This window comes from Pseudarthrobacter sp. TE9888 (assembly GCF_056279345.1).
Genome location: NZ_JBWBRD010000002.1, coordinates 2,625,088 through 2,641,857, shown reverse-complemented (window position 1 = coordinate 2,641,857; position 16,770 = coordinate 2,625,088). Strand labels below are relative to the sequence as shown.

General features: G+C 67.4%; 16 protein-coding genes. 8 read left to right on the top strand and 8 right to left on the bottom strand.

Annotation, left to right across the window (positions count from 1 at the left end; translation table 11 throughout):
- Window positions 1–67 precede the first annotated feature (67 nt).
- Entirely contained in the window at window positions 68–1,753 is a 1,686-nt protein-coding gene (gene purH, locus ACZ9J7_RS12855) for a bifunctional phosphoribosylaminoimidazolecarboxamide formyltransferase/IMP cyclohydrolase (RefSeq protein ID WP_476209893.1), read from the bottom strand.
- Window positions 1,754–1,893: 140 nt separating this feature from the next.
- Here purH and ACZ9J7_RS12850 point away from each other — a divergent pair, with 140 nt between their 5' ends.
- Window positions 1,894–3,246 (top strand): MFS transporter, encoded by a 1,353-nt coding sequence (locus ACZ9J7_RS12850; RefSeq protein WP_476209891.1) that lies wholly within the window; start codon window positions 1,894–1,896, stop codon window positions 3,244–3,246.
- A 6-nt stretch (window positions 3,247–3,252) separates the two neighbouring features.
- On the opposite strand, the gene purN is transcribed toward ACZ9J7_RS12850, so the two are convergent.
- Complete coding sequence (gene purN, locus ACZ9J7_RS12845) at window positions 3,253–3,834, bottom strand: phosphoribosylglycinamide formyltransferase (protein ID WP_476209889.1); 582 nt, start codon at window positions 3,832–3,834, stop codon at window positions 3,253–3,255.
- 39 nt (window positions 3,835–3,873) lie between these two features.
- Here purN and ACZ9J7_RS12840 point away from each other — a divergent pair, with 39 nt between their 5' ends.
- Window positions 3,874–4,305 (top strand): hypothetical protein, encoded by a 432-nt coding sequence (locus ACZ9J7_RS12840; protein ID WP_476209887.1) that lies wholly within the window; start codon window positions 3,874–3,876, stop codon window positions 4,303–4,305.
- A 13-nt stretch (window positions 4,306–4,318) separates the two neighbouring features.
- Here ACZ9J7_RS12840 and ACZ9J7_RS12835 read toward each other — a convergent pair whose 3' ends face one another.
- Together ACZ9J7_RS12835 and ACZ9J7_RS12830 are read right to left on the bottom strand one after the other, a co-directional pair.
- A complete protein-coding gene (locus tag ACZ9J7_RS12835; RefSeq protein ID WP_476209885.1) occupies window positions 4,319–5,635 on the bottom strand; it encodes a cell division protein PerM in 1,317 nt (438 codons plus the stop codon).
- 441 nt (window positions 5,636–6,076) lie between these two features.
- A complete protein-coding gene (locus tag ACZ9J7_RS12830) occupies window positions 6,077–6,919 on the bottom strand; it encodes a PRC and DUF2382 domain-containing protein (RefSeq protein WP_476209884.1) in 843 nt (280 codons plus the stop codon).
- 259 nt (window positions 6,920–7,178) lie between these two features.
- Here ACZ9J7_RS12830 and ACZ9J7_RS12825 point away from each other — a divergent pair, with 259 nt between their 5' ends.
- Together ACZ9J7_RS12825 and ACZ9J7_RS12820 are read left to right on the top strand one after the other, a co-directional pair.
- Entirely contained in the window at window positions 7,179–8,336 is a 1,158-nt protein-coding gene (locus ACZ9J7_RS12825) for a glycosyltransferase family 4 protein (protein WP_476209882.1), read from the top strand.
- Window positions 8,333–9,700, top strand: coding sequence for a UDP-glucose dehydrogenase family protein (locus ACZ9J7_RS12820; protein ID WP_476209881.1), 1,368 nt, complete (start codon window positions 8,333–8,335; stop codon window positions 9,698–9,700). The genes ACZ9J7_RS12825 and ACZ9J7_RS12820 overlap by 4 nt, the downstream gene beginning before the upstream one ends.
- Window positions 9,701–9,719: 19 nt before the next feature.
- Here ACZ9J7_RS12820 and ACZ9J7_RS12815 read toward each other — a convergent pair whose 3' ends face one another.
- Window positions 9,720–10,583, bottom strand: a complete 864-nt coding sequence (locus tag ACZ9J7_RS12815) for an HAD hydrolase family protein (RefSeq protein WP_476209879.1) — start codon at window positions 10,581–10,583, stop codon at window positions 9,720–9,722.
- 200 nt (window positions 10,584–10,783) lie between these two features.
- Between ACZ9J7_RS12815 and ACZ9J7_RS12810 the strand changes: the two genes are divergently transcribed.
- Window positions 10,784–11,053, top strand: coding sequence for a GlsB/YeaQ/YmgE family stress response membrane protein (locus ACZ9J7_RS12810; RefSeq protein ID WP_476209878.1), 270 nt, complete (start codon window positions 10,784–10,786; stop codon window positions 11,051–11,053).
- A gap of 156 nt (window positions 11,054–11,209) precedes the next feature.
- Window positions 11,210–13,378 (top strand): putative bifunctional diguanylate cyclase/phosphodiesterase, encoded by a 2,169-nt coding sequence (locus tag ACZ9J7_RS12805; protein WP_476209876.1) that lies wholly within the window; start codon window positions 11,210–11,212, stop codon window positions 13,376–13,378.
- 18 nt (window positions 13,379–13,396) lie between these two features.
- On the opposite strand, the gene ACZ9J7_RS12800 is transcribed toward ACZ9J7_RS12805, so the two are convergent.
- Entirely contained in the window at window positions 13,397–13,771 is a 375-nt protein-coding gene (locus ACZ9J7_RS12800; RefSeq protein WP_476209874.1) for a hypothetical protein, read from the bottom strand.
- A gap of 223 nt (window positions 13,772–13,994) precedes the next feature.
- Here ACZ9J7_RS12800 and ACZ9J7_RS12795 point away from each other — a divergent pair, with 223 nt between their 5' ends.
- Window positions 13,995–14,549, top strand: a complete 555-nt coding sequence (locus ACZ9J7_RS12795) for a dihydrofolate reductase family protein (RefSeq protein WP_476209872.1) — start codon at window positions 13,995–13,997, stop codon at window positions 14,547–14,549.
- Here ACZ9J7_RS12795 and ACZ9J7_RS12790 read toward each other — a convergent pair.
- Both ACZ9J7_RS12790 and mmuM read right to left on the bottom strand, forming a co-directional pair.
- Window positions 14,546–14,896 carry a DUF3846 domain-containing protein gene (locus ACZ9J7_RS12790; protein ID WP_476209871.1) on the bottom strand — a complete coding sequence of 117 codons (351 nt, stop codon included), beginning with the start codon at window positions 14,894–14,896 and terminating at the stop codon, window positions 14,546–14,548. The two genes, ACZ9J7_RS12795 and ACZ9J7_RS12790, sit on opposite strands and share 4 nt — an antisense overlap.
- 56 nt (window positions 14,897–14,952) lie before the next feature.
- Window positions 14,953–15,909: a homocysteine S-methyltransferase gene (gene mmuM, locus ACZ9J7_RS12785; protein ID WP_476209870.1), complete on the bottom strand. Its 957-nt coding sequence runs from the start codon at window positions 15,907–15,909 to the stop codon at window positions 14,953–14,955.
- A 99-nt stretch (window positions 15,910–16,008) separates the two neighbouring features.
- On the opposite strand from mmuM, the gene ACZ9J7_RS12780 reads away from it, so the two are divergent.
- A complete protein-coding gene (locus ACZ9J7_RS12780) occupies window positions 16,009–16,770 on the top strand; it encodes an IclR family transcriptional regulator (protein ID WP_476209868.1) in 762 nt (253 codons plus the stop codon).

The following is a 16,770-nucleotide window of genomic DNA, read 5'->3' as shown; positions in this document are numbered from 1 at the left end:
CGTTAATCCGGGCCCACGCCGCCCGGTTTCCCTGCCGGGCGCAGCGGGGTCAGGGCGGCGGTGGGGCTCAGTGGAAGAAGTGGCGGGCTCCCGTGAAGTACATCGTGATGCCGGCAGCGTTCGCTGCGGCAATGACTTCCTCATCCCGGACAGAACCGCCCGGCTGCACCACGGCGCGGACACCGGCGTCGATCAGGATCTGGAGGCCGTCGGCGAACGGGAAGAACGCGTCCGAAGCAGCAACGGCACCGCGGGCACGCTCAGGTGCGCCGCTCGCGTCCGCGTTGGAGGCACCGCCGGCACCCTCGACGTCGGACTCCACCGTGACGCCCAGCGTGTTGGCCCGCTCCACGGCGAGGCGGCAAGAATCAAGCCGGTTGACCTGGCCCATGCCGATACCCACAGCGGCGCCGTTCTCTGCGAGGAGGATGGCATTGGACTTCGCGGCCCGGCAAGCGGTCCAGGCGAAGGCAAGGTCCGCGAGGGTCTTTTCGTCCGCGGCTTCGCCGGCGGCGAGGGTCCAGTTGGCGGGGTTGTCGCCGTCGGCGTCCACCTTGTCGCTGACCTGCACCAGCATGCCGCCCGAGACCTGGCGGAACTCCGTGGGGTACCGGCCGTAGCCCTCGGGCAGGGCCAGCAGGCGGATGTTCTTCTTCTTGGAAAGGATCTCCACCGCCTCCGGCTCGAAGCCGGGTGCGATGACCACCTCGGTGAAGATGTCCTTGACGGTGTTGGCCATGCCGGCGGTCACCGTGCGGTTCGCGGCGATGACGCCGCCGAACGCGGAGACCGGATCGCAGGCGTGGGCCTTGGCGTGGGCATCGGCGATGGGGTCCGCGGCACCGGCGGATCCCACGGCCACGCCGCACGGGTTGGCGTGCTTGATGACGGCGACGGCGGGCTCGGCGAAGTCGTACGCGGCGCGCAGGGCGGCGTCGGCGTCAACGAAGTTGTTGTAGCTCATGGCCTTGCCGTGCAGCTGGTCCGCCTGGGCGATGCCGACCGGCGCAGCCTTGTCCACGTACAGGGCAGCCTGCTGGTGCGGGTTCTCCCCGTAGCGGAGGACCTCGGAGCGTTCCAGGGACAGGCCGGCGTAGGCGGGCCAGTCGATGACGCCGTCACCGTCCTCGTCAAGGAACTGGCTTGCGGTCCAGGTGGCCACCGCATTGTCGTAGGCGGCGGTGTGGGCGAAGGCCTTCGCGGCGAGGCGGCGGCGGGTTTTCAGGTCGAAGCCGCCTTCCGCGGCGGCCTCCACCACCTGCCCGTAGAAGGACGGGTCCACCACGATGGCGACGGCGGCGTGGTTCTTTGCGGCCGACCGCACCATGGCGGGGCCTCCGATGTCGATCTGCTCCACGACGTCGTCCTGCGCGGCACCGGACTTGACGGTTTCCACGAACGGGTAGAGGTTCACCACCACCAGATCGAAGGCTTCGATGTCCATGCTGGCGAGGGTTTCCATGTGGGCCGGGACGCGGCGGTCCGCCAGGATGCCGCCGTGGACGCGCGGGTGCAGCGTCTTGACGCGGCCGTCCAGCATCTCGGGCGAACCGGTGACTTCCTCGACCTCCTGCACGGGAATGCCCGCGGCGGCGATCTTCTTGGCCGTGGAGCCGGTGGAGACGAGCTTCACGCCCGCTGCGTGCAGGCCGGAGGCGAGCTCCTCCAGACCGGTCTTGTCGTAAACCGAGATCAGGGCCCGGCGGATGGGTACACGGTCAATGGATACGCGCTCATGCTGCGTGAAGCTCACAAATGTCTCCGTCTTATCTCGCGGAACAAGCCGCGGTTGGTGGGGATAGGGCCAGTTTATCGCGAAGGGCGCGGTTGGCCGGTGTCGGCCGGAGTGTGAACACCGTGGGCGCGGGCTAGAGTTTTGACCAGGAGGCGGCGATGAACACTTACACCACTGTGCCCAGCGGCGAACAGGTGGTCCAGGAACTGCCCTGGCGATGGAAAGTCCAGGGCAGGATCTTCCTGATCGGGGGTCTCGGCTTCATGTTCGATGCCTGGGATGTGACCCTGAACGGCATCCTGATACCGCTGCTGTCCAAGCACTGGTCGCTGTCCGCCGGAGAGGCGGCCTGGGTAGGGACTGCGAACCTGATCGGCATGGCGCTGGGCGCGTTCATCTGGGGAACCATCGCGGACACCGTGGGGCGGAAGAAGGCGTTCACCGCCACGCTGCTCCTGTTTTCCATCTTCACCGTGCTGGGCGCCTTCTCCCCCGACTTCATCTGGTTCTGCATCTTCCGGTTCATGGCCGGGTTCGGCCTGGGCGGCTGCATCCCGGTGGATTACGCACTGGTGGGCGAGTTCACCCCGCGGAAGCAGCGCGGCAAGGTGCTCACCGCCATGGACGGCTGGTGGCCGGTGGGCGCAGCCCTGGCCGGGTTCGTCTCGGCCGGCCTGGTGGCCCTCTACGGTGACTGGCGCCTGACCATGCTGGTGATGGTGCTGCCCGCCCTGCTGGTCTTCTGGATCCGGCGGAGCGTGCCGGAGTCCCCGCTGTTCCTGATCCGGAAGGGCCGAAGGGAAGAGGCAGCCAAGATCATTGACGGGCTGGTGGAAGCCACCGGCGCGGAACCGCGGGCATACAGCCTTCCCGATGCCCGGGATGTCCCGCGGCTTTCCGCCGGCAGCGCCTGGACCCAGCTGCGTTCGGTGTGGCAGTTCAACTGGAAGATCACAGCCGCCGCCTGGTCCCTGTTCTTCAGCATCCTGCTGGTGTACTACCTGTCCCTGACGTGGATGCCCAGGATCCTCATCGGTGCCGGCTTCGCCGAATACAAGGCGTTCCTCACCACGGCGTCCATGGCCGCCGTCGGCTTCCTGGGCGTGGTGGTGGCCGCCCTCCTGGTGGAGCGGGTGGGGCGCAAATGGATTCTCGCCATCACCGGTCCGCTGTCCGCGCTGACGTTGGTGATCGTGGCATTCGTAGTGGACATTCCCACGGCCGCGGTGTTCTGGCTGCTGGTGTTCGGGTTCGTGGTGCAGGTAGCCATTCCGGTGCTCTACGCCTACGTGTCAGAGCTCTACCCCACCGAGTTGCGGGGCACCGGGTTCGGTTGGGCATCCACATTTTCCCGGCTGGGTGCGGGGTTTGGCCCGCTGGTCTTCGCCAACTACTTCTGGCCGGAACTCGGGCTGGCCACTTCCTTCGCCCTGGCCGGCGCCCTGGTGCTGGCCTCCGTGTTGTGGATGGCGTTCTTCTCCCCCGAAACACGCCAGGCCCGCCTGCAGTAACCCGCGCTAGGCGGCGGAATACTCCGGGTCCGCGGCGAGGGCTGCCAGGGTGGAAACCAGGAGCCGCCGTTCCACCACCTTGATGCGTTCGTGCAGGGTTTCCTCGGTGTCCGAGTCCTCGATACCCACGGCTTCCTGGGCAATGATGGGGCCGGTGTCCACGCCGGCGTCAGCCCAGTGCACGGTGCAACCGGTGACCTTGACGCCATAGGCCATGGCGTCGCGCACACCGTGGGCGCCCGGAAAAGCGGGGAGCAACGCGGGGTGTGTGTTGAGGTACCTGCCATTGAACGCGTCGATGAAATCCGGGCTGACAATCCGCATGAACCCGGAGGACACCACGACGTCCGGCGCGTAGGCGGCGACGGCCCTGGCCAGCGCGGCGTTCCAGTCGGCACGGTCCGGGTAGGCCTTGAAGTCCACCACAAAGGTGGGGATGCCGGCGGCAGCGGAGCGTTCGACGCCGTAGGTTCCTTCGCGGTCGGCGCCCACCGCCGCGATTTCCACGTCGAGCTCCCCTGCTTTGACGGCGTCGATAACTGCCTGGAGGTTGGACCCGGTGCCGGAAACGAGGACGACGATACGCATTGGTCCAGCTTAGGTGCAGGCTCGCGTACGCTGGAAAACATGAACAGCGAACCGGGTCGGGGCGGGCGGCAGCAGGCCAGGCGCCCGCTCAGCGAGGCAGCGAAAGCCTCGCTCGCCAAGACCCACACCCTGTTCAGGACGTTCGTGGTCACGGTCCTCGGCGCGTTCTTCGTGTACCAGCTGGATGTGGGCTACCTGTGGTTGACCATCCTGCTCACCGCCGCGAGCCTGGTCCTGGGCATAGTCCTGCTGGTCCGGTCCATCCGGTTGAAGGAATCCAAGCTGGTCCTCGTGGGCACCATTTCCGGGTTGGTGGTGGCAGCCGTGATGGTGCTGCTGATCGTCACCACGCTGGTCCTGTTTGACCAGGTGCGCGAGTACCAGGCCTGCCTGGGCCGGGCGCTCACGGACCGGGCCACCCAGGCGTGCATGGTGCAGTTCCAGGACGTCCTGCCCGCCAGGGTTCCCTAGCCCCGGAGTGGTCCTAGTGGACCAGTTCCCCTTCGCGGTCGGCCGCGCCGGTCTTCTCCCGTTCCAGCCAGGGTCCTGCCGCGTAGCCAATGACGACGCCGGCACCCACCTCCGCAGCCACCCACAGGGCCGTCCACAGCGGGTCAGGACCAATCGCGGTCAGGCGTCCCAGTCCTGCTGACCCCCGCGCAATCCAGGCCAGGCCCATAACCAGGAGGCCGGCTGCCAGCCCCGCGAGCACACCAAGGACCAGGGTGGAGACGGTGGCGGTGAACCAGCGGGCGTGGACCTTGATGGCGAGCCACTCGTCAAAGTGGTTTTCCCCCTCCCGCAGGAACCACCATCCCGCCATGACTCCCGCCAGCACGGGGACGATCAGGGCGACGGCGGCGTAGTCCAGGGATCCTGACGGGATGGCGGCCAGGACAGGTATTGATGGCAGCGGCCCCACGGCCGTGCCCAGCGCCCCTGCCTGGGATCCGGCGCCGAGGGCAAAACCGGCTCCTGACGTCCATGCGAGCGCGAAGACCACAAGGTTGGGCAGGAAGCCCAGCTGCGCGATGGTGAGGGCGGCACCTCCCACCGGGCCGGCGTCGAGCGCTTCATACACGGACACCACGAGGTTCCAGTGGATGAACAGGTCGACTGCCAGCAGCGCAGCGGCCAGGGTGAGGGCGGCGGCGACGGCGACAAAGCCTGCCTTCGCCGCGGAGGCGAAGTAGGAGCCGGCCCAGCGGGAATGCTGGCTGGTGCGGGAGATCCAGTCCACCGCGTCGACGCCGATAAGCCGGCTCCAGGAGCCCGCTTCCCTTCGCGCCCCGACCACCATGCCGAGGCCGAAAGGGACCAGGGGAACCAGCATGGCGTACCAAAGATTGATGACGACGTCGCTGCTGCGGCAGACGAACCCGGTGGCTGCGCCGAACGCTGCATAGACTGCCCACGAGCCCAGCAGGGCCTGCCACAACTGGTCCGTATAGGAGGCCCGCGCGAGCCTCCGGCCGGCCCGCCACGCCAGGAGGAAAGGGATCAGGGTCAGGCCCAGGGGAATCAGGCTCAGCGTGCCGGACCCGCCGTGGGTGGCGGTCCCCGGTCCGGCGCCGGCAAGCTCCAGCGGCACCCCATGGACCAGGAGCCAGGACTGCCCTGCCAGGCGTGCCAGGACTTCGAACTGCCCGTTCTGGAACCCCGCGGTGGCCCAGACTGCCACGATGGGCGCCACGACCACCAGCGCTGAGATGATGGCCGCCTGCGCCGCTTCGAGGGCACCCTGCAGCCACAACGGCATGGGAAGGCCACGGTCTCCGGTCTGATCAGCGCGCAGTTTCATCGTGTTCCATGGTGTCACGCCGGGTGTGCCGTGTCCGCTAACGACAGGCTCGCCGGCGGCACTGATCAAGATCCAAATGCCCGGCGGTCCGGCGCTTTTTGCCCTGCCCCGCCGTAAAATTGGTAGAAACCAACACCTGCGCCCCCGCGGGGGCATCCTGCGTTTTCTGCTGGCCGTGGGCGTGAACCGGACCAGCCTCGCACCCGGATACCGTCAACCGGGAAAACAGGAGCCGCGAATGAGAGATGAACCGTAAGTTCTGAAGATATTCGTCCTACTGGCTGGTGCAGCTTCCGCCTTCAGCGCGGCTGCACCAGCGTTGTTAAACTGTGCGGCGCCGGGAGCCTCCAACCAGGCTCCCGGCGCCGTTCACCGTGTCGGGCCCGCTGCTCCAGCCAGCCGGCCCTGCGGACTTAGCGGGAACAGAGTTCCCCGGTCCGGTCAGCGACGCTTGTCGCCGTCCGTTTCGATGTTTTCCTTGCGGACTTCCTCGTTGACGGTGACGTCGTCGCGGACTGTCTCTTTGTCCAGCCGGACCCGTTCGACGGGAACGGTCTCCTTCTCCACCACGGGGCGTTCCTCATGCAGGACCACCTCGTGCTCTTCCTCGCTGATACCCGGACCGTCCATGGCGGAGCCGCGGTTGGCGTCCGTGATGGGCTCGCGCTCTACGCGGACCTCTTCGCGTTCCACCGGGATCGTCTTGGTGACATTCTCGGTGGTGACGTACTTGCGCAGGCGGGCCCGGCCCGCGGTCTCGCGCTCCTTGCCCACGTGCAACTGTTCTTCGGACCGGGTCATGGCGTCGTCCGTGGTGGGGCCGGACGTATCGTGGCCCACGGTCCCGTGCGTGTGGGTGTCCCGGTCGGGAGTAATCCCGGCGGTTGGCGTGCCGGCGTTCAGGTCCGCATCGCCCTGAAGGTCGACGTCGCCGGCGGTGTCCCTGGTCGCCTCGGTGTAGGTCCGTGCGCCGCGGTCGTAGTACGTGTACAGCCGGTCCTCTTCCTCGGGGGTGAGGTGGCCGTCGGCATCAACGCGGGGGGCGTCCTTGACGTGCTCCTTGGTGAAGGGCACCACCAAGTCCTCGCCCTGGTTGTGGGCACCCTCAACCGGCACGAAGGATTCAGACGTGCCGAAGAGGCCGGTCTTTACGGTGACCCAGGTGGGTTCACCCGTATCGTCGTCTGCGTACAGCTGTCCGATTGAACCGATCTTCGTGCCGTCGGAACCGACCACGTGGCCGCCCTTCGTGAGCAGGTTTTCAAGGTTTTCCCTGTTGAGCATGACGTCTCCTTGGATGGTCGTTGCACTGGGTCTGCCAGCAGTGGATGTTCCGGACCGGGGCTTTCTCCCGTCATCCGGCTTCCGCCCCGGCTGCTTGAGGCTCTGCGCTGACTGCCCCACTACCGTAAGCATGCTTAGCATCAAATGCCAAGCCTACTTAGTAATTTTCTTGGCGGCCGGGGCAGCTGTTCACCCGACCTTCTCCTCCGGGTAACGCTTTTTCCCCCGCCATTTCAGGGACGGCGCGCACGGTGAAGGGGTGAGGATCGCAATCGTCGCCGAATCATTCCTGCCGTTGATGAACGGCGTCACCCATTCAATCCTTCGGGTCCTGGACCACCTCCAGGAGCGCGGTGACGACGTACTGGTCATCGCCCCGTCAGCGCAGGAGGGAGCCGAGCCGGGCCAGGTCAAGGGAGCGGAGGTCCATCGGCTCCCGGCGGTCCCGCTGGCCGGTTACACGAATGTACGGGTGGCACTGGGAGGTGTGTACCGGGTCAAGCGAATCCTTGCCGAGTACGCGCCGGACGTGGTGCATCTCGCCTCGCCGTTCGTCCTGGGCTGGCGCGCAGCGCAGGCGGCGCACCAGCTCGGCATCCCCACGGTGGCGATCTACCAGACCGAAGTTCCCAGCTACGCCGCCCGGTACGGCGTTCCCTTCCTGGAGAACTGGGCCTGGAACAGGGTGGAGAATATCCACCTGCTGGCCTCACGCACCCTGGTGCCCTCCACGTTCGCGCTGAACCAGTTGCGCGGACGGGGCATCCCGCGGGTGCGGATGTGGCGCCGCGGCGTGGACACCGCCCGGTTTTCGCCGGAAAAGCGCGACGACGGGTGGCGGGCTTCGGTTGCCCCGGACGGTGAACGCATCATCGGCTACGTGGGCAGGCTGGCCGTCGAAAAGCAGGTGGAAGACCTTGCGGCCCTCGCCGGCATTCCCAACACCAGGCTGGTGGTGGTGGGCGACGGCCCGCAACGGGCAGCCCTGGAGGCGGCCCTCCCCCAGGCGGTATTCACCGGTTTCCTGGGCGGTGAAGACCTGGCGCGGACGGTGGCATCCTTCGACTTGTTCGTCCATCCCGGCGAGTTCGAAACCTTCTGCCAGACCATCCAGGAGGCCATGGCGTCGGGTGTACCGGTGGTGGCGACGGGCCGGGGCGGGCCCTTGGACCTGGTGGAGAATTCACGCACCGGCTGGCTCTACGAACCGGGTGACCTGTCCGCCATGCGCGCCCGGGTGCAGGACCTGATGGGCGACGACGCCAAACGCCGCGCCTTCGCAGCCGCGGCCCACGCCTCGGTCCAGGACAGGACATGGCCGGCGCTTTGCACGGAACTGGTACGGCACTACTCGGACGTCATCGCGGCAGTCCCCGCACCCCCGCGGAAGGCCTCAAAGGCAGGAGCAACATCATGAAAATATCCGTGATCGGCTGCGGGTACCTTGGTGCCGTCCACGCGGCAACCCTCGCGTCCATGGGCCACAGCGTTGTGGGCATCGACGTGGATCCCGGCAAGGCGGCCCAGCTGGCACAGGGAGCCGCACCGTTCCACGAACCGGGGCTTGACGAACTCCTGGCGCACGGCCGCGCCACCGGACGGCTGCGCTTCTCTACGGATCCGGCTGAGGCGCGCACTGCCCAGGTGCACTTCCTGTGCGTGGGGACGCCCCAGGACAAGAAGTCCGACGCCGCCGACCTGACCTTCCTGGTCTCCGCCGTGGAAGGGCTGCTGCCGCACCTGGCCGCGGGCGCCGTCGTCGTCGGTAAATCCACGGTGCCCGTCGGCACTGTGGACATGCTCCGGGAGATCCTCGCACAGCGGCCGGACGTGCTGCTCGGCTGGAACCCCGAATTCCTGCGGCAGGGCACTGCCGTCAAAGACTCACTGGTCCCGGACCGGCTGGTCTACGGCGTTGACGGCGGCCGCCCAGCCGCTTTCGACCCCTGCACCGGGGCACCGACAGGAGTGACTGCGGCCCTGGACGCCGTGTACGAACCACTCCTTGCTGCCGGCATTCCCCGGCTGGTCTGCAACTTCGCCACCGCGGAACTCATCAAGTCCGCCGCGAACGCGTACCTGGCCACGAAGGTGAGCTTCATTAACGCCGTGGCCGAACTGTGCGACGCAGCGGGCGCCGACGTTACGGAGCTCAGCGAGGCAATGGGGCTGGACCCGCGGATCGGCAGCCGGTACCTGCACGCCGGGCTCGGTTTCGGCGGCGGCTGCCTGCCGAAGGACATCCGCAGCTTCCGCACCCAGGCCGCCACCCTGGGCGTCCCTGCGGTGGAGGACTGGATGCGGCTGGTGGATACGGTGAACCTCGGCCAGCGGGAGCGCACGGTGGGACTTGCTGCAGAGTTGTGCGGCGGAACCCTCGCCGGGCGTTCCATCACCGTGCTGGGCGCATCCTTCAAGCCCGACACCGACGATATCCGCGACTCCCCCGCCCTGGATGTTGCCGACCGGCTGGCCGCTGCGGGGGCCCACGTGACCGTCACGGATCCCAAAGCAGTGAACCTTGCCTGGCGCCGCTATCCGCGGCTTCGGTTCGAGGCGTCCGCTGCGCGGGCGCTCCAGGATGCCGAGCTGGTGCTGCTCCTCACCGAGTGGGATGAGTACCGGCAGCTGTGTCCCGCCGCGGCCGGGCAGCAGGTACGACGCCGGGTGGTCCTGGACGCACGCAACGTGCTGGAAGCGGCGGCCTGGCAGGAACAGGGCTGGGTGGTGCGCGGGCTCGGAACGTCCGCCGACGCCCTGGCGGCGGCCGCAGTGCGTTGAGGGCCGGCCCCGCGGAGGGCTAACCCAGCAGCCCGAGCTCCGCGAATGCCAGCGCCACGCCGTTGCCCGCCGGCGGGGCGGTGATCCGGTCCGCCACGGCAAGCACTGCGGGATGGCCACCTTCCACCCCGATGCCCACGGCCGCGTACTCAAGCATTTCGATGTCGTTGGCGCTGTCGCCGATGGCCACGATGTCCGCCCGGTCCAGGCCGAGCCGGGCCTCCACTACCTGGATGCCCACCGCTTTGTGGGTGCCGGCCATGAAGATCTCCCCGGCCCGGTCCCCCAACGCCGACAGTGAACTGGGGATCAACCCCACCCCTGGCCCGAAGTCCGCCATCAGGCTGGTCAGCGGCACCGGTGAGTCAAAGCAGGAGATTTTGGCGTAGGAGGTGGCACGGAGATCGTCGGAGTACTGCATCGGTCCCAGGATGTCCTCCAGCGGATCGACATCCGTACTGAGGATGCCGTCATGCTGGGGACGGCCGGCAAAGATGGGCCCCAAAACCTCCCGGAGCCGGCGGTCCACGCCTGTACGGCCGTGCAGCGCCTCCGGCGCTTCCAGGATGTAGGCGGCACCGTGGGCATCAAGCGTTTCAACGAGGCGCGCCGCGAGCCCAGGTTCAAAACGCGCGTCCCGAAGGATTTCACCGCCCACCTCCACCCTGGCACCCGCTCCGGTAATGGTGCCGTCGAAGCCCGCGTCCAGGATGTGCCCGGGGACCATGGAGAGGGGACGCCCGGTGCAGACGAACACCCGGTGGCCCAGCTTGCGGGCGGTCCGGACGGCGTCGACATGCGCCTCGGGAGCCAGCCCATGGTCGGCGTAGGTGCCGTCGACGTCAAGGAATATGGCCCGCGGCCGCTGGGTCTGGCTGGACATGCGAGCTCCTTCAACAAAAAGCAGGGACACCCAGATCCTATCGGCAGCGGTTTCTCGACGGCACGGGGTTCTCCCACGTCAGGGGCCAAACTGATAGTCATCCTGTGATATTGGAGGTCTTGCAGATTAGTAAGCCTGCTGATTGAATGAGGGAACCGGAAATGGGGGCCCGGCACAACTGACTGACAAGGAGTGGCAACATGGGCATTATCGGATTTCTCATTTTGGGCCTGATTGCTGGAGCCATTGCAAAGGCCATCCTGCCGGGCCGCCAGGGCGGGGGCTGGGTGGTCACCATGGTCCTCGGCGTTGTCGGAGCCATCCTGGGCGGCTGGATCGGATCGTTGATCTTCGGCGGCGGCCTGGCGGAGTTCTTCGACCTCAGGACCTGGCTGCTGGCTATCCTCGGCTCGATCGTCGTGCTGCTGATCTACGGCGCCGTCGCCAACCGCAGCGGCCGCCGGGCGTAGCCGCTTCCACATAAACCATCAGTAAGAGGCGCCGGACTCCGCAAGGAGGACGGCGCCTTTTACGTCCCGCCACACGCTGGTGCGGACTCAATATGAACCCGCCGGCACCCACCCATTTCCCCCCTCCTGCCTTTATGATGGCGAAGGGGTGGTGTGATGACCGGTTTTCTTGGCCGTGACAACAATGTGGCATTACAAACTTTTGGTGCGGTCATGGATGCAAGTCCGGACGCACTTCTGGCCCTTGCTGCGGACGGTGCCGTACTGGCGGCCAACGCCGCGGCCGCCAGGATGTTCGGACTGCAGCAGGAAGCCTTCTCCGGCCTGCACTACCGGATGCTTATCGGACAGGGCTTCCACGACGAAGTGGCCCTTCTGCTTCACCGGCTGCTGACCCTGCCGGACGAGCTTCCGCCACCGCAGGAAATCACTGCGCTGGGACGGGACGGGACCGAGATCCCCGTTGAACTTGCCGCCGCGCCCCTCCCCCACCCGGAACCGCACGGTCCCGGCGCCAACCCGGGCGGGAGCGTGCCGCCGATGGCCCGGCTGCTGCTCTCCATCCGCGGGACGGCACACCGCAAGGCAGCCGATGCCAACCTCCGCGAGGCGATGTCGCTGCTGACAGCCACCCTTGAATCAACGGCAGACGGCATCCTGGTGATCGGGACCGACGGCAGCGTGGCCGGGTTCAACGACCAGTTCCTCACAATGTGGGGCATCCCTGCCGAGATGATGGAGGCCGACAGCGAGGAGCCCGCGCTTCGGCTGGTCATGGCACAGATTGCGGATCCCGTGCCCTTTGCCGCGCGGCTGGGCCAAGTCCAGGAGGACCCGTCAGCCGAAAGCCATGACGTTGTGGAACTGCGCGACGGCCGGACCTTCGAGCGGTACTCGCGCCCGCAACGGGTCGGCGAGAAAATCGCGGGCCGGGTGTGGAGCTTCCGCGATGTGACACCGCGGCGGAAGGCGCAGGAGCAGGCACACCAGGCCATGATGGACCTCGCGGTCCAGGCGGAGAAGCTCCGTGCCATGGCCTTCCAGGACCCGCTGACCGGGCTCGCCAACCGTGCGGTGTTCAACGATGCCTTGGCCGAATCACTGCAGGAACCCCGGCTGAAGACGGTGGATGTCCTTCTCCTGGATCTGGACGACTTCAAGGAAGTCAACGACATCCTCGGCCACCAGGCGGGTGACGACATGCTCGTCGAGGTTGCGCGCCGGCTCCGTGGCTGCGTCCCGACGGCCGACGTCGTGGCCCGGCTGGGCGGGGACGAGTTCGTGGTGCTCCTGACGGCCTGCCCCGACCCTGACGCCATCGCGGCGTGCATTGTGCGCTGCCTGCATGTCCCGGTGACCATCAGCGGCACCGTCCTCCGTCCCAGCCTGAGCCTGGGGGTGGCCTCCCTGGGCCAGGACAGCATGGGACCTTCCGAGCTCCTGCGGCACGCCGACATTGCGATGTATGCGGCCAAGGCGGCCGGAAAGAACCGGTTCCTGCGGTTCCACCCGGACATGATGCAGGCGCTGGTCCAGCGGACGCACATGGAAAGCGGCCTGCAGCTGGCCGTCCCGCGCGGCGAGATTACCGTCGACTTCCAGCAGATCGTCTCGCACCGCATGGGGCAGGTGGTCCAGCTGGAGGCGCTGGCCAGGTGGGACCGGGGCGGCGAGCGGGTACCGCCGTCGATCTTCATCCCGCTCGCCGAGCGCACCGGGCTGATTGGTGAGATCGGGGCCGAAGTGATGGCCACCGGCATGGTGCAGCTGGCACGCTGGCTCAGCGAGGATCCGTCACGGTCCCTGGCCGTGAATGTCTCCGGCGTGCAGCTGCAGGAACCGGACTTTGCCGAGGGCGTCCTGAAGCTGGCCGAAGCCAGCGGCGTTGCACCCTACCAACTGGTGGTGGAAGTTACCGAAAGCGTGTTTTTCGACGCCGACTGCAGCCTGATCCAACAGCTCAGCGCGCTGCGGGACGCCGGTGCCCGGGTGGCGCTGGACGATTTCGGCACCGGCTATTCGTCGCTGGGCCGGCTGCAGGACCTGCCCGTGGACACCGTCAAGATCGACAAGACCTTCGTATCCATGGTGCGGACCGGGAACGAGCGGCTGCCGATCCTCAGTTCGATGATCAACATGGCGCACAGCCTGGGCCTGACCGTTACGGCGGAAGGAATCGAGACGGCCGATCAGGCGGATTACCTGACGGCGCTGGAGTGCGATTCGCTGCAGGGGTATCTGTTCTCGCTGCCGGAGCCCGGTGAGCGGCTGGGCCAGGCGTTGAACCACGCAGAAGAGGCCCTCCATGCCTTGAAGGGCAGGTAGCCGGGGCTGCCCGTCGGCCTAGGCTGCTTCCTGGCGGCCGGGACGCTGTGGCTTTCCGGGCGCAGCATGGGAATCCTGGGGCTGGGCGGGGTGCGGTGACCCGCCGGCAGCGGCGGACGCGACGGCCGGCCCGGCGGTGGCGGCAGACGCGGCAGCACGGTTGCGGCGCCAGCGGCGCACCAGGTCGACGGCGGCGAGCAGCCCGGCGAGCGGGGTCAGCACGGCTGCGGCGTAGACGAACAGCATCCACGTCAGCGTGGTCAGCGGCGGCTGGTTGTTGTTCAGCAGCGACAGCCCGCCCAGCATGCCAACCACCCAGAACAGCAGGACGGCCGTCAGCACTGCGCCGGCAGGGAAATACTGGTTGGTCACGATTTTCTTCAGGGTTTCCATGCACTTCCTCCTGCCTGGCCGGGGGGACCGGCTAAAGCCGTTCAATGACCAGTATGGGCCCCGGCAGGCAGGAAACTGCGCAAGACGACACGGCGAGTGATGAAGCTAACGCGGCCGCCCGCCGTCGTACGATTTGCGGGGCCGGACCGGTGGTCCTTCCCCTTCCCGGAACGCGTCAGGCCGAATACCGTAATGCCTGTCCGCTCATTATTTGGAGGCTCCCATGCGCAAAGTCACCGCCGGCTTGTTCCACTCCGTGGACGGCGTGGTGTCCGAACCGTTCAAGTTCCAGTTCGACAGCTTCGACGCGGAGCTCGGCGAGGGCCTGACCAGGATGATCAACGCCGTGGACACAGTCGTCCTGGGCCGGGTCAGCTACCAGGAGTGGGCCGGGTACTGGCCTACCGCCCCGCAGGACCAGGACTTCGCGGCGTTCATCAACCCCGTGGAAAAGTTCGTCGCATCGCGCACGCTGGCGGGGCCGCTGGAATGGGAAAACTCGCATTTGATGGATGCACCACTTGAGGATTTCGTGGCGGGCTTGAAGGAGCGCGACGGCGGCGAAATCGCCGTGTGCGGGAGCATCTCGGTGGTGCGGCAACTGCTGTTCGCCGGACTGCTGGACTCGCTGCAGCTGATGACCCACCCGGTGGTTGCCGGCAGCGGGCGGCGGCTGTTCGAGGACGGCGACCCCCTGACCCGCCTGGTACTGCAGGACCAGTCCACGACGAGCAAGGGCAACGTGCTGAGCACCTATGGGGTGCGCGCCGGCGATTAAGCGGCCAGCGGCGCCCCGAACAGCTCCTCCGCGAGCCGGGCCAGATGGTCAGGGATGTCCGCCTCGGACGCGTGTTCGCCGCGGCCCAGGAAGACTGCGGTGCCACGGATCCCGTCAAGGTCCAGGCCGCATTCGTGCATCAGCTGCCCGGCGCGGAAGTTGGCCGGGAGGACCATGGTGCCGCTTTCAGCATTGAGGTAGACGTGCCAGTCACCGCGGATCACCGATTCCAGCGGGCCGCCCACCAGGGATTCAAGGGCCTTCAGGTCCGGGCCCACCTTCTCCAGGCGCATTGGCTCGGCATTGCCGGCCGGTACGACGAGTGCTGTGTAAGTTCTGGTGTCCATCGTTCGTGTCTCCACTGGGTTTAACACCTGTAGAGGTGGCGGTGTTCCCGGAGAAGCTACGCCCGCGCGGCCAATTCGGTGATGTCCCGGGGCGTGGTCCGGCAGCAGCCGCCCAGGATTCGTGCGCCTGCCTGCTGCCATTCACCGGCGCGGGCCGCAAGGCTTCCGGAGGCCCCTCCCCCGGCCGCACCGCCCCGGCCTTCGCTTGCCTGGCCCCAGGTCTTGGTTGCGGCATCGTAGGTCTCGCCCGAATTCGGGTAGGCCACCAGGGGCTTGTCCGTGTGCCGGCCCAGGGCGGTGAGTGCCGGGCCAACCAGGTGAAGCGGCACGCAGTTCACTCCTACCGCGGCGACGCGCGGCTGCCCGTCCACAAGCTGTGCTACAGCCGCCAGGGGCGTGCCGTCGCTGATGTGGCCGCCGTCGCGCAGGGAAAAGGAGAACCAGGTGTCGACGCCGTGTTCCCGGCTGAGTGCCAGCAAGGCCTCCGCCTCGGCGAAGGAAGGCAGCGTCTCGAATGCGAGGAAGTCCACGCCGGCCTTGGCCAGTGCCGCTACCCGGGGCGCATGGAAGTCTTCGAACTCCGCGGGGGCGAGGCTGTAGTCCCCCCGGTATTCCGAGCCGTCTGCGAGATAGGCGCCGTATGGGCCCACGGAGCCACCCACCAGCAGCGGGCCGGCCTCCGGATGCTCCGTCAGGTACTCCCTGCGGGCTTCATCCGCCAGCCCGACAGAAAGTTCCACCAGGTCAAGGGCTTCCTCCTCAGCCATTCCACGCGCCGCAAACCCCCGGGGCGTTGCCTGGTAGCTGGCGGTGGTGGCGATGTTCGCACCGGCCTCGAAGTAGTCGCGGTGCACGTCCCGGATGAGTGCCGGCTGCTCCAGCAGGACCTTGGCCGACCACAGGGGGTCATCCAAGTTGCAGCCGCGCGCTTCCAGTTCGGTGGCGAGCGCACCGTCGGCAATCAAAGTACGACCGGACTCCAGTGCGGCGGAAAGGGAAAACGTGGCAGGCATGAGCTCACTATAGGCATGAACTCATGCTTTTACTGAGTGTTACCGCCGCCAGCAACTGCCCGCATCTGAGGGCCCGTTCGGATCGCTAGACTCACTTTTATGTCGAAGACCTCCAGCATGGGCCGTGGAGTGCAGGCCCTGCTAGCTGTTGGGGAACGCCATGCACGGGGGTTTCCCGGGGGCACGGCCGCCGAGGTCGCGGCCGATCTCGACCGGGACCGGAGCCAGGTGTCCCGCAGCCTGCGGACCGGCGGGAAGGAAGGCTTCCTGGCCCGCAGTGCGGCCCGCACCTACGTCCTGGACTGGTCGGTCTTCACCGACGCGCAGCTGCTGACCGAACGCCGGCTCCAGGCCGACGGCGCCACCGCCCTGGACGCCCTGGCCGCCGGGACCAACGAGGCGTGCTTCCTGGGTGTGCTGCGCGGTGACAGCACGGTGACCATCGGCGAGAGTGTCCCGGCCGGCAGCAACCTGGTGGGTTCATGGCTGGGCCGCCCCTATCCCGCCTACTGCAGTGACGCCGGCCAGGCGGTCCTGTGGGAGGCGCCGGAAGAGGAGGTCCGGAGCGTGTTTTCACAGGTCGTGTTCACGCGCCACGGCCCCAATACGCCCGCCAGCGTAGATGGGTTCCTGGCGCGGCGGGAGGCGGCGCGCGCCCGCGGCTACTCGATCGTGGATGAAGAAGCCGAGCCCGGGCTGTACTCCCTGGCCGTGCCGGTCCGCGACTTCAAGGGCGACGTGGTGGCGGCCCTGCAGATCGTGGGTATCAAGGACCGGCTGGAACCACGGCGGGAACCGTGCGCAGCCGCCCTGATGGCCCAGGGATGCTGGCTCGAGTCAAGGCTCGGCTACCGGAGCTGA